Annotated in this window: 13 protein-coding genes; 5 read left to right on the forward strand and 8 right to left on the reverse strand. The window is 73.5% G+C overall.

All coding sequences use genetic code 11. From position 1 onward, the window contains the following. Positions 1-384 precede the first annotated feature (384 nt). From ACNAVT_RS01305 to ACNAVT_RS01315, 3 genes are all read right to left on the reverse strand, one after another. Complete coding sequence (locus tag ACNAVT_RS01305) at positions 385-654, reverse strand: hypothetical protein (protein WP_416291985.1); 270 nt, start codon at positions 652-654, stop codon at positions 385-387. A 91-nt stretch (positions 655-745) separates the two neighbouring features. After that, entirely contained in the window at positions 746-3,286 is a 2,541-nt protein-coding gene (locus tag ACNAVT_RS01310) for a bifunctional FO biosynthesis protein CofGH (RefSeq protein WP_416291987.1), read from the reverse strand. Positions 3,287-3,493: 207 nt separating this feature from the next. After that, positions 3,494-4,378 carry a hypothetical protein gene (locus ACNAVT_RS01315; protein WP_416291989.1) on the reverse strand — a complete coding sequence of 295 codons (885 nt, stop codon included), beginning with the start codon at positions 4,376-4,378 and terminating at the stop codon, positions 3,494-3,496. 99 nt (positions 4,379-4,477) lie between these two features. On the opposite strand from ACNAVT_RS01315, the gene cofD reads away from it, so the two are divergent. Then, positions 4,478-5,425: a 2-phospho-L-lactate transferase gene (cofD, locus tag ACNAVT_RS01320; protein ID WP_416291991.1), complete on the forward strand. Its 948-nt coding sequence runs from the start codon at positions 4,478-4,480 to the stop codon at positions 5,423-5,425. Then, entirely contained in the window at positions 5,422-6,510 is a 1,089-nt protein-coding gene (locus ACNAVT_RS01325; RefSeq protein WP_416291993.1) for a coenzyme F420-0:L-glutamate ligase, read from the forward strand. The genes cofD and ACNAVT_RS01325 overlap by 4 nt, the downstream gene beginning before the upstream one ends. 77 nt (positions 6,511-6,587) lie before the next feature. Here the strand turns inward: ACNAVT_RS01325 and ACNAVT_RS01330 are convergent, their stop codons facing one another. Further along, on the reverse strand, positions 6,588-7,595 hold the full coding sequence (locus ACNAVT_RS01330; protein ID WP_416291995.1) for a winged helix-turn-helix domain-containing protein: 1,008 nt from the start codon (positions 7,593-7,595) through the stop codon (positions 6,588-6,590). Positions 7,596-7,892: 297 nt separating this feature from the next. Here ACNAVT_RS01330 and ACNAVT_RS01335 point away from each other — a divergent pair, with 297 nt between their 5' ends. Then, a complete protein-coding gene (locus tag ACNAVT_RS01335; protein ID WP_416291997.1) occupies positions 7,893-8,471 on the forward strand; it encodes an NUDIX hydrolase in 579 nt (192 codons plus the stop codon). A 44-nt stretch (positions 8,472-8,515) separates the two neighbouring features. Here the strand turns inward: ACNAVT_RS01335 and ACNAVT_RS01340 are convergent, their stop codons facing one another. Together ACNAVT_RS01340 and ACNAVT_RS01345 are read right to left on the reverse strand one after the other, a co-directional pair. Further along, positions 8,516-9,607 carry a mannose-1-phosphate guanylyltransferase gene (locus tag ACNAVT_RS01340; RefSeq protein WP_416291999.1) on the reverse strand — a complete coding sequence of 364 codons (1,092 nt, stop codon included), beginning with the start codon at positions 9,605-9,607 and terminating at the stop codon, positions 8,516-8,518. A gap of 63 nt (positions 9,608-9,670) precedes the next feature. Beyond that, the gene (locus ACNAVT_RS01345; protein WP_416292001.1) at positions 9,671-10,816 is read right to left on the reverse strand and encodes a glycosyltransferase family 4 protein; all 1,146 of its coding nucleotides are present in this window, start codon (positions 10,814-10,816) and stop codon (positions 9,671-9,673) included. A 151-nt stretch (positions 10,817-10,967) separates the two neighbouring features. Here ACNAVT_RS01345 and ACNAVT_RS01350 point away from each other — a divergent pair, with 151 nt between their 5' ends. Then, positions 10,968-11,657, forward strand: coding sequence for a TIGR03089 family protein (locus ACNAVT_RS01350; RefSeq protein ID WP_416292003.1), 690 nt, complete (start codon positions 10,968-10,970; stop codon positions 11,655-11,657). A gap of 88 nt (positions 11,658-11,745) precedes the next feature. On the opposite strand, the gene ACNAVT_RS01355 is transcribed toward ACNAVT_RS01350, so the two are convergent. Further along, positions 11,746-13,734 (reverse strand): acetoacetate--CoA ligase, encoded by a 1,989-nt coding sequence (locus tag ACNAVT_RS01355; RefSeq protein ID WP_416292005.1) that lies wholly within the window; start codon positions 13,732-13,734, stop codon positions 11,746-11,748. Positions 13,735-13,897: 163 nt separating this feature from the next. Next, on the reverse strand, positions 13,898-14,416 hold the full coding sequence (locus tag ACNAVT_RS01360) for an acyl-CoA thioesterase (RefSeq protein WP_416292007.1): 519 nt from the start codon (positions 14,414-14,416) through the stop codon (positions 13,898-13,900). Between the two features lie 23 nt (positions 14,417-14,439). Here ACNAVT_RS01360 and ACNAVT_RS01365 point away from each other — a divergent pair, with 23 nt between their 5' ends. After that, positions 14,440-15,099, forward strand: a complete 660-nt coding sequence (locus tag ACNAVT_RS01365) for a hypothetical protein (protein ID WP_416292009.1) — start codon at positions 14,440-14,442, stop codon at positions 15,097-15,099. The last annotated feature ends 10 nt before the right edge of the window (positions 15,100-15,109 follow it).

Genomic DNA, 15,109 nt, shown 5'->3' on the forward strand with positions numbered 1-15,109 from the left:
GTCGCCCTCCCGACACGTTCCGGGCGACCATCCTCGCCGCCCGAGCCTCGCAACCTGCCCTATCGATTCAGACCCCGCACGGGTAACGCCCTCTCCGGCGAGTCGCCCGAAGTTTTCTGCGACGGCGCATCCGGAGCGGACCCCGCCTTCAGCCCCGGTGGAGGCTCCGGCAGGCCGTACCCGGGCGGCCCTCGCGACACACGGTCCAAGATCAGCATTGTGGTGACAAAAGGTTAACGCGGCTCCGGCCCAACCGCCCGTCGAGCCGGTCCATGCCGACCACACCCTGTCCACATGATGGGCTCGGCCGGCCCCGGTCCTGCGTCCGTGCGGTCCGCGTCCGGCATGGACGATCAGCGCGCGGGAGCCGCCGAGGACGGCCCGTCACGTCGGCAGCGCGATGCCGACCACGTCGTCACCGACGTCGGGAAGCCCGGTCAGGCCGCCACCGAGCCCGCCGGTCCGGCCGACGGCCGGCCGGATGGCGGTGCGCAGACCGCAGCGTGTCGGCCCGGACGCCGCCGCGGCGACGGCGATGCCATCGATCAGCCCCGAGGCGTGGAGAAAACTGTTCGGTTTGTGAACTCGGCGGTGAAATTCGAGGCACCAGGTGATATCGGGATAACCGCCACGGTCGTTGTCGAGGTGAAACACGTCGTCGTCGAACTCGAAGAAGTTGGCCGTGGGATGACCGGCCCGTGGTTGGCGATCAGCGTGGCCGTGTCCCGGGGGGAAAGGTCCGGCGTCACGCGCCCGCGTGACCGTACGCGGTGGTCCGCCTGCGGGCCGGTCGACCCGCCGCCGCCGCGATCGCCCTGAGCTGCTCCTCGGTCCGGGCCGAGCCGTTGCCCGAGCCGGCCATCCGGGAGATGGTCTCCTCCATCAGCGTGCCACCGAGATCGTTGCAGCCGCCCTGGAGCATCGCCACGCTGCCCTCGTCGCCGAGCTTCACCCAGGAGCACTGGATGTTGGCGATCCGGCCGTAAAGCAGCAACCGGGCCATCGCGTGCACCACCCGGTTCTCCCGCCAGGTCGGCCCGGGTCGGGCGATGCCGGCGAGGTAGATCGGCGCGTTGGTGTGCACGAAGGGCAGCGCCACGAACTCGGTGAACCCGCCGGTCCGGTCCTGCACGCCGGCCAGCACACGGAAGTGGGCGAGCCACTGGCCGGGGTGGTCGACGTGGCCGTACATCATCGTGGAGCTGGACCGGATGCCAAGCTCGTGGGCCGTGCTCACCACCTCGACCCAGGCGGCGGCCGGCAACTTGCCCTTGGTGAGCACCCAACGGACCTCGTCGTCGAGGATCTCCGCGGCGGTGCCGGGGATGGTGTCCAGGCCGGCGTCGCGGAGCTGGAGCAGCCATTCCTTCACCGGCACCCCCGCCTTGGCGGCGGCGGTGACGATCTCCATCGGCGAGAACGCGTGCACGTGCATCCCCGGCACCCGGGCCTTGATCGCCCGCACGATGTCGGCGTAGCCGGTCACCGGCATCTTCGGGTCGATGCCGCCCTGCAGGCAGACCTCGCTCGCCCCGGCCGCCCAGGCCTCCTCGGCCCGGTCGGCGACCTGCTCCACCGAGAGCCGGTACGCGTCGGCGTCGGTCTCCCGCTGCGCGAACGCACAGAACCGGCAACCGACGTAGCAGACGTTGCTGAAGTTGATGTTGCGGTTGACCACGTAGGTGACGTCTTCGCCGACCGCGTCCCGGCGGACGTCGTCGGCGATCCGGCACAGCTCGTCCAGCGCCGGCCCGTCCGCGGCGAACAGCGCCAGCGCCGCGTCGGTGTGCCGGGGGTCGAGCAGCGCCGCGGGATCGTCCCCGGCCAGCCGCAGCCCGGCGCGCAGGTCACCGCCCACGCCGGTCCCGGCCCCGGGCGAGGGTGGGCCCGCGCGGAGCGCGGACGCCTCGGGCGCGACCTTGCCGGCGACCTCGGACCAGTCGCCGTAGACGCTGTCGAAGTCACCCCGGCGGTCCCCGGTCCGCCCGGTGGTGTCGATGGTGGTGTGCAGGTCGGTGCGCCCGCCGAAGACCTCCTCGGGCTCCTGCCAGGGCCGGCCCACCGGGCGGGCCGCCTCGACGGCCAGTCCGGTCTCCGGGTCGGCGAGGGCGGTGACGTGCGGCAGCAGGCGCGGGTCCAGCCACGGGTCGCCGGCCCGGACATACTCCGGGTAGATGGTCAGCCGCTCGCGCAGAGCGAAGCCGGCCCGCGCCGTACGCCGGGCCAGCTCGTCGAGCTGCGGCCAGGGGCGCTCCGGGTTGACGTGGTCCGGGGTGACCGGCGAGACGCCACCCCAGTCGTCGATGCCGGCGCGCAGCAGCAGGTCGTACTCGCCCTCGATGAGGTTCGGCGGGGCCTGGACGCGGGCCTTCGGGCCGAGCAGCAGCCGGGCCACCGCCACCGTGGCGGCCAGGTCGTGCAGCTCCGCGTCGGGCATGCCGCGCATCGCGGTGTCCGGCTTGGCGCGGAAGTTCTGCACGATCACCTCCTGGAGGTGGCCGTACTCCCGCATGCCCCGGCGGATCGCGTAGAGCGCGTCGACCCGTTCGGGCAGGGTCTCCCCGATGCCGATCAGGATGCCGGTGGTGAACGGCACCCCGACCCGGCCGGCGTCGTCGAGGACCCGGAGCCGGACGGCGGGTTCCTTGTCCGGTGAGCCGAAGTGCGGGCCGCCCGGCTCCGACCAGAGCCGGGTCGCCGTGGTCTCCAGCATCATGCCCATGCTCGGGGCGACCGGCTTGAGCCGTTGCAGCTCCGACCAGGACAGGACGCCCGGGTTGAGGTGCGGCAGCAGGCCGGTCTCCTCCAGCACCGCCACCGCGCAGGCCCGCAAGTAGTCGAGAGTGGAGTCGTAGCCGCGCTCGTCCAGCCACCGGCGGGCCGCCGGCCAGCGCTCCTCCGGGCGGTCGCCGAGGGTGAACAGCGCCTCCTTGCAGCCCTGCGCCGCGCCCTCCCGGGCGATCGCGAGGACCTCGTCCCGATCCAGGTAGGCGGCCGGCAGCCGGTGCGGGACCGTGGCGAAGGTGCAGTAGTGGCAGCGGTCCCGGCAGAGCCGGGTCAGCGGGATGAAGACCTTCTTCGAGAAGGTGACCACCCCCGGGCGGCCAGCCTCCCGCAGCCCGGCGTCGCGCACCTCGCCGGCGGTCCGGAGCAGCTCGTCCAGCGCGTCGCCACGCGCGGTCAGCAGGGCGCTCGCCTCGTCGGCGTCCAACGCCCGGCCGGTCGCTGCCCGGCGCAGGGCCCGCCGCACGCTCGCCTCGGTCGGGACAGGCTCGCGATCAACCATCCGTCCACCCTATTCGCTGCACCCTCGCCCCGACCCGCCACCGCCCGCACGCCCACCCACCACGCGCGGCGTCCACCAGGACGCAGATACACGGAAAGAGTGGCCTTCCCAGGCCGGGAGGCCACTCTTTCCGGGAAAGTGTCGCGTTTGGCCGGGCGGTGCCGGGGCACCGCCCGGACACGACGGATGTCGCCGTGGGGCGACGGTTCAGCGCGGGTGGTTCGGGTCGTCCCGGTCGAACCGCTGGGTACGGTCGCTGTCCTGCGGGGCCTGCTGGCCGGGCTCGACCGACTGGCGCGGGATGGCCTGGGTCGGGTCCGCCGACGGCGGCTGGCCGAAGGGCGGTGCCGGGTGGTGCGGGGCGCCGAACGGCGGGGCCGGGTGCGGGGTGTGCGGCGGGGCGGTGTTGAACGGCGGCGCCGACTGCGGCTGGCCGTACTGGCCCGACTGCGGCTGGCCGTACTGGCCGGGCGGGAAGCTGGTGGGCTGGTTCGGCGGACCGGCGGTCGGGTACCCGCCCGGCTGGCCGGGCGCGGGATAGCCGGCCGGCTGCTGCGGCCAGCCCGGCTGGGCCTGCCCGTACACGCCGGGCTGCGGCTTCGGCTTGGGGACGTAGTAGAGGGTGCGCCAGATCTTGTACGTGACGAACGCGGCGACGGTGAAGATCGCCAGCCAGGCCACCCGGACCAGCAGGCCGAGGAAGGCGTCCAGCACCTGGCCCTCGGCGAGCCGGCTGACCAGCCAGATCAGGAAGGTCAACGCGCCGAACAGGGCGGCGAAGGCGTACTCGCCGAGGGCCACCTCGGTGATCAGTTTCGCCCTGGACAGCACCGGGCGCACGTGGGTGGCGAGCAGGACGGCCAGCACCGGCACCACGATCGACTCGACGCCAACGAAGACGAAGAACGTGCCGCTCGCCCGGCCGCCGAAGGTGCTGTAGGCGTCCATCGGCACCAACAGTTGCAGCAGGCCGACGAAGAGCAGCACGGCGTTCGCGCCGAGCAGGACGGGCGCGGCCAGTTCGCGCAGTGGTCTGGTCACCTGGCTGGCCTGCGTGGCGTCGCCGGACGCCGGGTCGGCAGGGCTGGTCACGAACTCCCCCTGGGGCACGAAAACGGACAGTTGCCAACGTGAGCCTAGTCTCCCGGCCACCGGCCGACCGACGGCGGCACGTGCGCAAGGATGGACGCCATGCGCATCGTGGTTCTGAGCGGCGGGATCGGGGGCGCCCGGTTCCTGCTCGGTGTCCGGGCCTACGCCAGGGAGGTGGGGGCCGAGGTGACCGCCGTGGTCAACGTCGGCGACGATCTGCTGCTGCACGGGCTGAAGGTCTGCCCGGACCTGGACAGCGTGATGTACACCCTGGGCGGCGGCGCCGACCCGGAGCGGGGCTGGGGCCGGGTCGGCGAGACCTGGACGGTCCGGTCCGAGCTGGCCGCGTACGGTGCCGAGCCCGCCTGGTTCGGCCTGGGCGACAAGGACATCGCGACCCACCTGGTGCGGACGACGATGCTCAACGCGGGCTACCCGCTCTCCGCGGTGACGGCGGCGCTGGCCACCCGGTGGCAGCCCGGCCTGGCCCTGCTGCCGGCCACCGACGACCGCCTGGAGACCCACGTGGTCGTGGACGGGGAGCAGGGGCAGCGGGCGATCCACTTCCAGGAGTGGTGGGTACGGTACCGAGCGGACCTCCCGACCCACCGGTTCGTGTTCGTCGGCGCGGAGACGGCGAAGCCGGCGCCGGGCGTGCTGGAGGCGATCGGCTCGGCCGACGTGGTGCTGATCGCACCGAGCAACCCCGTGGTGAGCATCGCCCCGATCCTGGCCGTGCCGGGGCTGCGCGACGCGGTCGCCGACGGGCCGGCACCCGTGGTCGGCGTGTCCCCGATCATCGGCGGCGCCCCGGTACGCGGCATGGCGGACCGCTGCCTCGCCGTGCTCGGCGTGGAGTGCAGCGCGGCCGGGGTGGGCGGCCTCTACGGTGGCCGGTCGGCCGGCGGGCTGCTCGACGGCTGGCTGGTCGCGCCCGAGGACGAGGGGACGCTGGTGCCGGAGGTGACCGTACGGCCGGCACCGCTGCGGATGACCGACGAGGCGGCGACGGCGACGATGGTCCGGGCCGCGTTGGAGCTGGTGTGAGGCTGGAGATCCTGCCGGTGCCGGGCATCGGCGACGTGACCGAGGGCGACGACCTGGCGGCGCTGATCGCCACCGCGGCGCCGTGGCTGCGCGACGGCGATGTGCTGGTGGTGACCAGCAAGATCGTCTCGAAGGCGGAGGGCCGGCTGGTCGACGTGCCGGCGGACGGGCCCGAACGACTCGCCGCCCGGGACGAGGTGCTTGCCGGGGAGACCGCGCGGGTGGTGGCCACCCGGGGGGCGACCCGGATCGTGCAGACCCACCACGGCTTCGTGATGGCCTCCGCCGGCATCGACGCCTCGAACGTGGACAAGACCCGGCTGGTGCTGCTGCCCCGGGACCCGGACGCGTCCGCGCGGGCGCTGCGGGCGGCGCTGCGCGAGCAGTACCACGTGGACGTCGCGGTCATCATCAGCGACACCATGGGCCGGCCGTGGCGCAACGGGCTCACCGACGTCGCGCTCGGGGTGGCCGGGATGCCGGCGATCCGTGACCACCGAGGTGAGATCGACCCGTACGGCAACGAGCTCCACCTCACCCAGATGGCGGTGGTGGACGAGCTGGCCGGGGCCGCCGAGCTGATCAAGGGCAAGTGCGACCAGGTGCCGGTCGCGGTCGTCCGTGGTTACCTGGGCGTGGAGCGGGCCGCCGACGAGGAGGGTGCCCGCGCGCTGGTCCGGGACGCCTCATTGGACCTGTTCTCGCTCGGCACCGCCGAGGCGAGGGCGCTCGGGCTGCGGGAAGCCGCCACCCTGGCCGACGGCCCCGGCCCGGCGCCGGCCGACCCGGCCGCCGTGGATCGGGCGATCGCCGCGGTCGCCGACGTGGTCGCGCCCGGCACGGTCTTCACCCACGTCAGCGACGACGCGGTACGCGCCGGCCTGGTCGCCCACGTGCCCGGCTGGCCCGAGCAGGCCGGCGGGCTCGTCCTCGGAGCCCCACCGGCCCCGGTCGACCAGGCGGATCTGGTGCGCTTCGGCGCCGACCTGCAACGGCTGCGGACCGCGCTGGCCGCGGAGGGGATCTCCTCGGCGCTGCTTCCGCCACCGGCCGGCAGCAGCGCCGGCGCCACCCTGGCCATCTGACCACCACCCACCGGCCGCGAGGCGAGACGCGCCCTCGGCGAGGTGGAGGAGCGCCGCCGGGGCGCGGCCGAGGGGTGTCAGGCGTCGAGGACGGCGCGGCCCAGGGGGGTGAGGGTGTGCAGCACCCGGTTGCGGTCGCGGTGGCTGACCAGCAGGCCGGCATTGCGCAGCACGGTGGTGTGTTGACTGGCCGCGGCGGCGGAGATGCGCAGCCGGCGGGCCAGCTCGCTGGTGGTGCAGCCGTCGTCGGCGGCTTCCAGCACGGCGGCGCGGGTGCGGCCGAGCAGGGCGGCGACGGCATCCCGGCCGCCGTCCTGTCCGCGCCCGGTGCCGGACCCCGGCTTCGCCTCGAGGCCGCCGAGCCGGTCCACGGGATAGACCAGCACCGGGGGCAGTGCCGGGTCGAGGAGCGCGACCGGGGTCCGCGCGCAGAAGAACGACGGGACCAGTAGCAGGCCCCGGCCGTCCAGGTGCAGGTCCCGGCTGTCCGGGTAGTCCAGGACCTCGAGCACCCCGTCCGCCCACCGCATGCTGGGCCGGAAGCTCGCCAGCAGGCCCTCGGCCCCGCCGTCGAGCATCGCCCGCGCCCGCCGCGCCCGGTCGGCCTCCACCGCGGCCTGGATCCGCGACCAGAACGGGGTGACGGCGAGCGAGTGGTATCGCGCCATCGAGTCGGTGAGGTGGTGGAGCACCTCGGGCTCGCCTCGGGCCAGCGCGGCGGCGGAGCCGGGCAACGCGTTCTCCCCGGCGAGCCGGGTCAGGTCCCGGCGTAGCAAGCCGACGGGCATGCCCCGAACGGCCTCCAGCCCTGCCTCGAAGCCCTCCTTGCTGGCGTACGGGGTGAGGAAGTCGGGGAAGTAGCCGCGCGGCGGGTTGAGGGCCAGGAGCAGGCGGAACCGTTCGGCGGCGTTCTCGCTCTCCATCCGCAGAGTGCGGGCTACGGTGCGTCGCCACTCGGTCAGCAGTGGGTCATGCCGTCGCCCCTGAAGCAGGTGCAGGCTGAGGACCAGCTCCCAGACCGGGTCCGCGGCGGACGCCACCCTGGTCCGCAGGATGTCCTCGCTCGAGAAGATGACCTTCAACATGGAGCGCTCCCGGGGGCGGACAGCGGCAACGCCCGCCACCATTGGCACTGTACCTGGCGCAACTAATCTCCATCTTTAAGCGTGAGCTGAAAGACCTCGACGGCGAGCGGGCCATTCGGCCAGACTTCCTCTTGCCCGTCGGGGCCGGTGGGCGGCATCCCAGCCGGGGTGACCCGCCTCCAGCGAGGAGACGGATGGCCGGGCGGCACCACGAGGGTCTGCGGCGTTCTCCGCAGAGGTGCCATCCGGTCGTCCGGCCCGCTCCGGCCACCTCAGCCAAGCTCGTAGAGTGTCGAGGTGCCCGACCGCCGCACCGACCTCCCGACGTACGCCGACCTGCACGCCGACGCCAGCGCGGTGCTGAGCCGCTGGACGCCGACCAGCCCGGCCGCCGCCGCGGCCCGCGACCGGACCCTGGAGCTGCTGGCCGCCGGTCCGGTGGCGATGAGCCGCGACCACCGGGTCGGGCACGTCACCGCGAGCGCGCTGGTGCTCGACGCCACCGGCGCGCGGGTGCTGCTCTGCCTGCACGGCAAGTTCCGCAAATGGGTGCAGCTGGGCGGGCACTGCGAGCCCGGCGACCGGACGCTGGCGACGGCCGCGCTGCGCGAGGCCACCGAGGAGTCCGGGATCGCCGGGCTGGTGGTCGACCCGGAGCCGATCGACGTGGACATCCACCCGGTCGCCTGCCAGGGCGGGTCACTGCACTACGACGTACGGTTCGCCGTGCTCGCCCCGCCCGGGGCGACCGAGCGGGTCAGCGAGGAGTCCGAGGCGTTGGGCTGGTTCCCGCCGGACCGGCTGCCCGAGCCGCTGGCCGACGGCACCGTCCAGCTGGTCGCGCCGGCCCTCGCCGCGCTGGCCCGCCGGGGCTGACCCGACGGGCCGGTGGGCACCCGGCGGACGTGCCGCCGCGCCAGTCAGACCAGGCCCTCCTCGCCGCGCTCCTTGAGCTCGTCGACCAGCTTCTTCACGTCCTGGGCCCGATCGCGCGGGCAGACCAGCAACGCGTCGGGAGTGTCCACCACGATCAGGTCGCGTACGCCAAGGGCCGCCACCAGGCGACCCGAATGCGGCACCACCACCGTGCCGACACTGTCCCGCAGCAGCACGCCCGGCTTGGCCTCGGCGCCCAGCACCACGTTGCCCGCCTCGTCGGCGGGGAGCACCTCGCCGAGGGTGTGGAAGTCGCCGATGTCGTTCCAGCCGAAGTCGCCCGGCACGGTCGCCACCCGGCCGGCGGTCGCCGCGCCCTCCATCACCGCGTAGTCGACGGAGATCTTCGGCAGGGTCGGCCAGACCGTGCCGAGGACGTCATCCTGCTCCGGGGTGCCCCACGCCGCGGCGATCGCGATGATCCCCGCGTGCAGGGCCGGCTGCTGCCGGGCCAGCTCGCTCAGGAAGACGTCCACCCGCCAGACGAACATGCTGGCGTTCCAGAGGTGCCGCCCGGACCGGACGTAGACCTCGGCCACCTCGGCGGCCGGCTTCTCCTTGAACTCGACCACCGGGCGCAGCAGGCCGTCGCCCGCAGGCTCCCCGGTCTCCAGGTAGCCGTAACCGGTCTCCGGCCGGGTCGGGGTGATGCCCACCGTCATCAGCAGCCCCTGCTCCGCGCCTCGGATCGCGTGGCGTACGGTCTCGGCCCAGCGCGCCGGGTCGCCGATCAGGTGGTCGGCGGCGAACGAGCCCATCACCGCGTTCGGGGCGCGCTCCGCGATCACCGCCGCGGCCAACGCGATCGCCGCGCAGGAGTCGCGCGGCGACGGCTCGACGAGAATGTTCTCCTCGGGCAGGCCAGCCAGTTGCCGGGCCACCGCCGCGACGTGCGCGGCACCGGTGACCACCAGCGTGCGCTCGGGTGTGGTCAGCGGCGACAGCCGGTCGACCGTGGCCTGGAGCAGCGAGGCCGGGGTGCCGGTCAGCGGGTGGAGGAACTTGGGATGGCCCGCACGGGACAGCGGCCACAACCGTGTGCCACTGCCACCCGCCGGGATGACGGCGTAGAACATCAGCACATCATGCCCGAACCGGCCGCCACCGGACGGAGGGTCGGCGGTACCCGCGACGTCCGATCAGGAACGGGCCCGGCTCCACGCGGCGATGTGCACCTCCGCGCTGGACTCCCAGGTGAACTCCTTGGCCCGGTCGAAGCCGGCCTTGGCCAGGGAGAGCCGGCGCTGCTCGTCGTCCAGCAGCGCGGCCAGATCGGTCGCGATCTGATCCGGGTCCTCGCTGGTGTACGCCACCGCGTCGCCGCCCACCTCGGGCAACGAGAGCCGCGGCGTGGTCAGCACCGGCGCCGCACACGCCATCGCCTCCAGGATCGGCAGCCCGAAACCCTCGCCGTACGACGGGTAGGCGGCGACCAGCGCGCCGCCGAGGAAGCCGGGCAGGTCGGCGTAGCGGAGGTAGCCCGGGCGGAGCAGCCGCAGGTGTGACGGGACCTCGGCCACCGCGCGGTCGATGTCGTCGTCGTGCCCCTGGCCGCCGGCGATGACCAGCGCCGGCGGGTTCTCCCGGTCGGCCACGGCCCGGGCCCAGCCACGGATCAGGTTGGGCACGTTCTTGCGCGGCTCCTTGGCCCCGAGGAACGCGATGTAGCTGCTGCTGCCCAGCCCCAGGCGAGCCCGGACCCGGGCCTTCTCCTCCTCGCTCGGAGCGTGGAAGGCGGCCTGGTCGACACCGTGGTAGGCCACGTCGATCCGCGTCGGGTCGGCGTCCAGGAGGCGGATCAGCTCGTCCCGGGTGGCCTTGCTGGGCACGATCACCCGGTCGGCCCGACGCAGCGAGGTCTTGATCGCGCTGCGGAAGAACGTCCGGCGCGACTTGTCGTAGTGCTCCGGCTCGGTGAAGAAGGTTGCGTCGTGCACGGTGACCGTCACCGGACAGCCGGCCCGCAGCGGGCAGGTGTAGAAGGGCGAGTGCAGCACCTCCGCGCCCACCTGCTGGGCCAGCAGCGGCAGGCCGGTCTGCTCCCAGGCGAGGCGGGCCGGGCGGTGCGCGACCGCCGCGGGGGCGGGGATGACCTCGGCCTCGGGCAGCATCCGGGTGTAGCGCTCCAGGTCGGTGCGGAGACTCACCACGGCGAGGTCCACGCCGGAGCCGCAGACGCTGCCGAGGGCACCGAGTAGACCGTCGACGTATCTACCGACGCCGCCACGGTCGGCGGGGACACTCGTGGCGTCGATGAGCACGCGGGGCGGGCGACCGGCGGTCACGGGGCGACTCCTCAGGCAGGCGGGTCTGTGGGGTACGACACTGTCGGCAAGCCTACGCCGGGCCGGGGTCCCGACGCTGACTGCGACCCGACGGTACGCCGAGTTGTCGTTGTCATCGAGTACGCCTCCCGGGCGCGTATCGTTCGCGCCGATGGCCGACAACATTGCCGGGGTCTTCGCCGACGCGATCGCGACCGACCCCACCCGTCCCCTGCTGACCTGGTACGACGACGCCACCGGTGAGCGCACGGAGCTGTCCGGAACGACCCTGGCGAACTGGGTGGCCAAGACGGCCAACCTGCTCGTCGACGAGGTCGCCCTCGCCCCCGGCGACACGTCCGGCGTGCTGCTGCCGCCGCACTGGCAGACCGCCGCCGTGCTGCTCGGCTGCTGGTCGGCGAAGCTGACCGTGGTCGACGCCCCGAGCGACGTGGACGTGCTCTTCGCCGCCGCCGATCGGGTCGACGCCGCGGCGGCCTGGTCGGCCGGCGAGCGCTACGTCCTCGCGCTCGCCCCGTTCGCCGCCCCGCTGCGCCAGGTGCCGCCGGGCTTCGCCGACTACGTGGTCGAGGTACGCGGGCACGGCGACCACTTCACGCCGTACCCGCAGGGGGGCGAGGCGGACGCGGAGCTGCTGGCCCGCGCGGACGCCCGCGCCGCGGAGCTGGGGATCGCGACCGGCGCGCGCGTCCTGGTCGACGCGGCGGCCCACCCGGACCCGGTCGACTGGCTCCTCGCCCCGCTGCTGAGACGCGCGACCGTCGTCCTCTGCGCCAACCTGGACCCCGCCCGCCTCGCCCCCCGCACAGAGTCCGAGAAGACCACCCACACCCTGACCTAGTGGCGATCATGGAGTTGTGGTGCCCGGAAGAGGCCGACCCGCCCCTTCACGAGGTGCCACAACCCCATGATCGTGGGGACCAGGCGGGTCAGGCCGGCGCCGGGTCGCCGGTCTGCGTGCGGCGTTGGGCGAAGGCGGCGAAGGCGGTGAGGGAGTCGGGGTTGGCGAGCGCGCCCTTGGCCGCGGCGCTGTCGACCGGGGTGCCGGTCAGGATCTTCTTGACCGGCACCTCCAGCTTCTTCGCGGAGAGGGTGCGGGGGACCGCGCGGACCTGGTGGATCTCGTCGGGGACGTGCCGGGGCGACAGGGCGGTACGCAGCTCGCGGCAGATCTTCTTCCGCAGCTCGTCGTCCAACTCCAGCCCCTCGGCGAGCACCACGAAGAGCAGCAGCTCACCCGCGCCGCCCTCGTCGTCCTCCAGGTGCACCACCACCGAGTCGACCACCTCGTCCAGTCCCTCGACCACCGAGTAGAACTCGGCGGTGCCGAGACGGACGCCGCCCCGGTTGAGGGTGGCGTCGGAGCGGCCCGTGATCACGCAGCCGCCCCGCTCGTTGACGGTGATCCAGTCGCCGTGCCGCCAGACGCCCGGATAGAGGTCGAAGTACGCCTCCCGGTAGCGGGAGCCGTCGGCGTCGTTCCAGAAACCCACCGGCATGCTCGGCATCGGCGCGGTGATGACCAGCTCACCCAGCTGCCCGATCACCGCGGTGCCGTCGGCGGAGCGGGCCTCCACCTTCGCCCCGAGCGCCCGGCAGGTGATCTCCCCGGCGTGCACCGGCAGCAGCGGCACCCCGCCGACGAAACCGGTGCAGACGTCCGTGCCGCCAGACAGCGACTGGAGCTGGAGGTTGTCGCCGACGGTCTCGTACACCCAGGTGAAGCCCTCGACGGGCAGCGGCGCGCCGGTCGAGCCGAGGCCGCGCAGCGCGGAGAGGTCGGCGATCTCCTTCGGAACCAGGCCGGCCTTGCGGCAGGCCAGCAGGAACGGCGCGGAGGTGCCGAAGTACGTGGTGCCGGTCTGCTCCGCCAGCCGCCAGAGCGCGCCCAGGTCCGGGTGGCCCGGGTTGCCGTCGAAGAGCACGATCGCCGCGCCCACCGCCGGCCCGGAGACCAGAAAGTTCCACATCATCCAGCCGGTGGTGGTGAACCAGAAGAACCGGTCCGCCGGGCCCAGGTCGTGGTGCAGGGCCAGCATCTTCAGGTGCTCCAGCAGGATGCCGCCGTGGCCGTGCACGATCGGCTTGGGCAGGCCGGTGGTGCCCGAGGAGTAGAGCACGTAGAGCGGGTGGTCGAACGGCACCGGGGTGAAGGTCAACGGCTCGTCGGTCTCCGCCGCCAGCTCGGCCCAGGAGATCGCGCCCTCCAAGGGCGCGCCGGCCGGATCGAGGTACGCGATGCCGACGGTGTGCTGCAGCGACGGCAGCGCGGCCCGGATCGCGGCGACCTCGGCGCGGCGGTCGATCGGCTTCTCGCCGTACCGGTAGCCGTCCACGGCCACCAGGACCTTGGGCTCGATCTGCTGCCAGCGGTCGGTGACGCTGCGGGTGCCGAACTCGGGGGCGCAGGAGGAGAAGATCGCGCCCAGGCTGGCGGTGGCGAGCAGCAGGACGAAGGTCTCCGGGATGTTCGGCGCGTACGCCGCGACCCGGTCGCCCGGGCCGACGCCGAGCCGGCGCAGCCCGGCCGCCACCCGGCGGACCCGCTCGCGCAGCTCGGCCGCGCTCAGCGTCTCCGGCGCGCGGGTCTGCCCGTGCGCGATCACCACCGGGTCGTCGTCGCCCCGGCCGGGCATCCGCAGCACGTTCTCCGCGTAGTTGAGGGTCGCGCCGGGGAACCAGCGGGCACCCGGCATGGCCCGGTCGGCCAGCGTGCCGGTCGGCGGGGTGTGCGCGACCACCTCGAAGTAGTCCCAGATCGACCGCCAGAAGGCGTCGAGGTCGGTCACCGACCAGTGCCACAGCGCGTCGTAGTCGGCGAACTCCAGCCCCCGGTGCTCGGCCAGCCAGCGCAGGTAGTCACCGATCCGGGACCGCTCGCGCACGTCGGCCGGCGGCGTCCACAGCACGTCACCCACTGCTCCACCCTCCCTCAGGCCCGGTCACGACACTGTGCATGGGCCGTGGCGCCATCTTGCCCTACCTCGCGACGCCATTGTCCGCACCGGGTCCCACCGACGGGGCAGGCCCCGCCCACACCTCACAGCGCCCCATTGTGTGGCCGAGACCTGCCTGCATGCCTCAGCCGGCGCGGTGGGCCTGGATGGCGCGGCGCCGGGCCAGGCGGTGGGCCCGGCGGATCTCCGCCTCCCGGTAGCGCCGTTCGTCGTCGGCGGTCTCCGGCAGCACCGGGCGGACCGGCCGCGGCGACCCGCTGACGTCCACACCCACGAAGACCAGGTACGCCGTGGCGACCTGGATCGGCTCGTCCTCGGCCGAGTCCCAGCGCTCGGCGACCACCTTCACCCCGATCTCCATCGAGGTGTGCCCGGTCCAGTTGACCTGGGCGTGCGCGTGGACCAGATCCCCCACCCGGACCGGCTCGGAGAAGACGATCTCGTCGATCGAGGCGGTGACCGCGGTGCCGCCGCTGTGCCGGGCCGCCGCCGCCCCCGCGACGTCGTCGACGAACTTCATCAGTACCCCACCGTGCACGGTCCCGTACAGATTGACGTCGACGGCGGTCATGATCCGGCTCAGGGTGACCCGCGAGTACGAGGTCGGCTTACCCGCCGGCCCGGCGGAGGGGTGATCTGTCATGCGGAAAACGGTACGGTGCGCGGATGCGACATCTCTGGAGCTTCCTCGCCGGGTTGGTGGTGGCGCCTGTCACCTGGGTGCTCGTCGCCCTCGGTCAGGACGGGTCTGGACGGACCGTGCACCGCTGGGTGGAGATCGGTACGTACAGCACGCCCAACCTGATCGAGCCGGCCGTCTACCTCGGCGTCGCCGGCATCCTGCTCGGCCTGCTCGGCACGCTGCGCTTCTCGCCGCTCGGTCCGTTCGTGGCCGGCCTGCTGCTGGTCATCCCCTACGTCGGGATGTTCGTCGCGCCATTCAGCGTCCGTGACCAGATCCCCGACGGCTGGAAGATGTTCGGGGACCCGCTGCCGCTGCGCCAGCCGCTGGAGAACGGCACGCTGTTCCTGATCGGCGTGCTGCTGCTGATGGCCGTGTTCAGCGGGCAGCGCTGGCGGCCGTGGGCCGGCACGCCGGCGGCCGAGGCGGCGTCGACCCCGGTCGACAAGCCGATCGACGCCACCCACCCGCTCAGCGACTGGCCCCCGGCCGACCCGGCCAAGGAGAAGGACACCGCCCCGCTCACCCTGGGCTATCCCGACATCACCCCCACCGAACCCCTGCCCCGCCGCAGCGGCGGCGATTCGCCGTGGTCCGCGCCCCCGCGTACCAGCCGGCCCGAGGGCACCATCGAGACCCGTTGACAGCCGCGGG

The organism is Micromonospora sp. SL4-19 (assembly GCF_047921475.1).
Lineage (GTDB): Bacteria > Actinomycetota > Actinomycetes > Mycobacteriales > Micromonosporaceae > Micromonospora.

Excerpts from the sequence above, each read along its gene's own strand:
- ACNAVT_RS01310 (WP_416291987.1), bottom strand. The coding sequence starts at position 3,286 with ATGGTTGATCGCGAGCCTGTCCCGACCGAGGCGAGCGTGCGGCGGGCC.
- cofD (WP_416291991.1), top strand. The coding sequence starts at position 4,478 with ATGCGCATCGTGGTTCTGAGCGGCGGGATCGGGGGCGCCCGGTTCCTG.
- ACNAVT_RS01330 (WP_416291995.1), bottom strand. The coding sequence starts at position 7,595 with ATGTTGAAGGTCATCTTCTCGAGCGAGGACATCCTGCGGACCAGGGTG.
- ACNAVT_RS01340 (WP_416291999.1), bottom strand. The coding sequence starts at position 9,607 with ATGTTCTACGCCGTCATCCCGGCGGGTGGCAGTGGCACACGGTTGTGG.
- ACNAVT_RS01350 (WP_416292003.1), top strand. The coding sequence starts at position 10,968 with ATGGCCGACAACATTGCCGGGGTCTTCGCCGACGCGATCGCGACCGAC.
- ACNAVT_RS01360 (WP_416292007.1), bottom strand. The coding sequence starts at position 14,416 with ATGACAGATCACCCCTCCGCCGGGCCGGCGGGTAAGCCGACCTCGTAC.
- ACNAVT_RS01365 (WP_416292009.1), top strand. The coding sequence starts at position 14,440 with ATGCGACATCTCTGGAGCTTCCTCGCCGGGTTGGTGGTGGCGCCTGTC.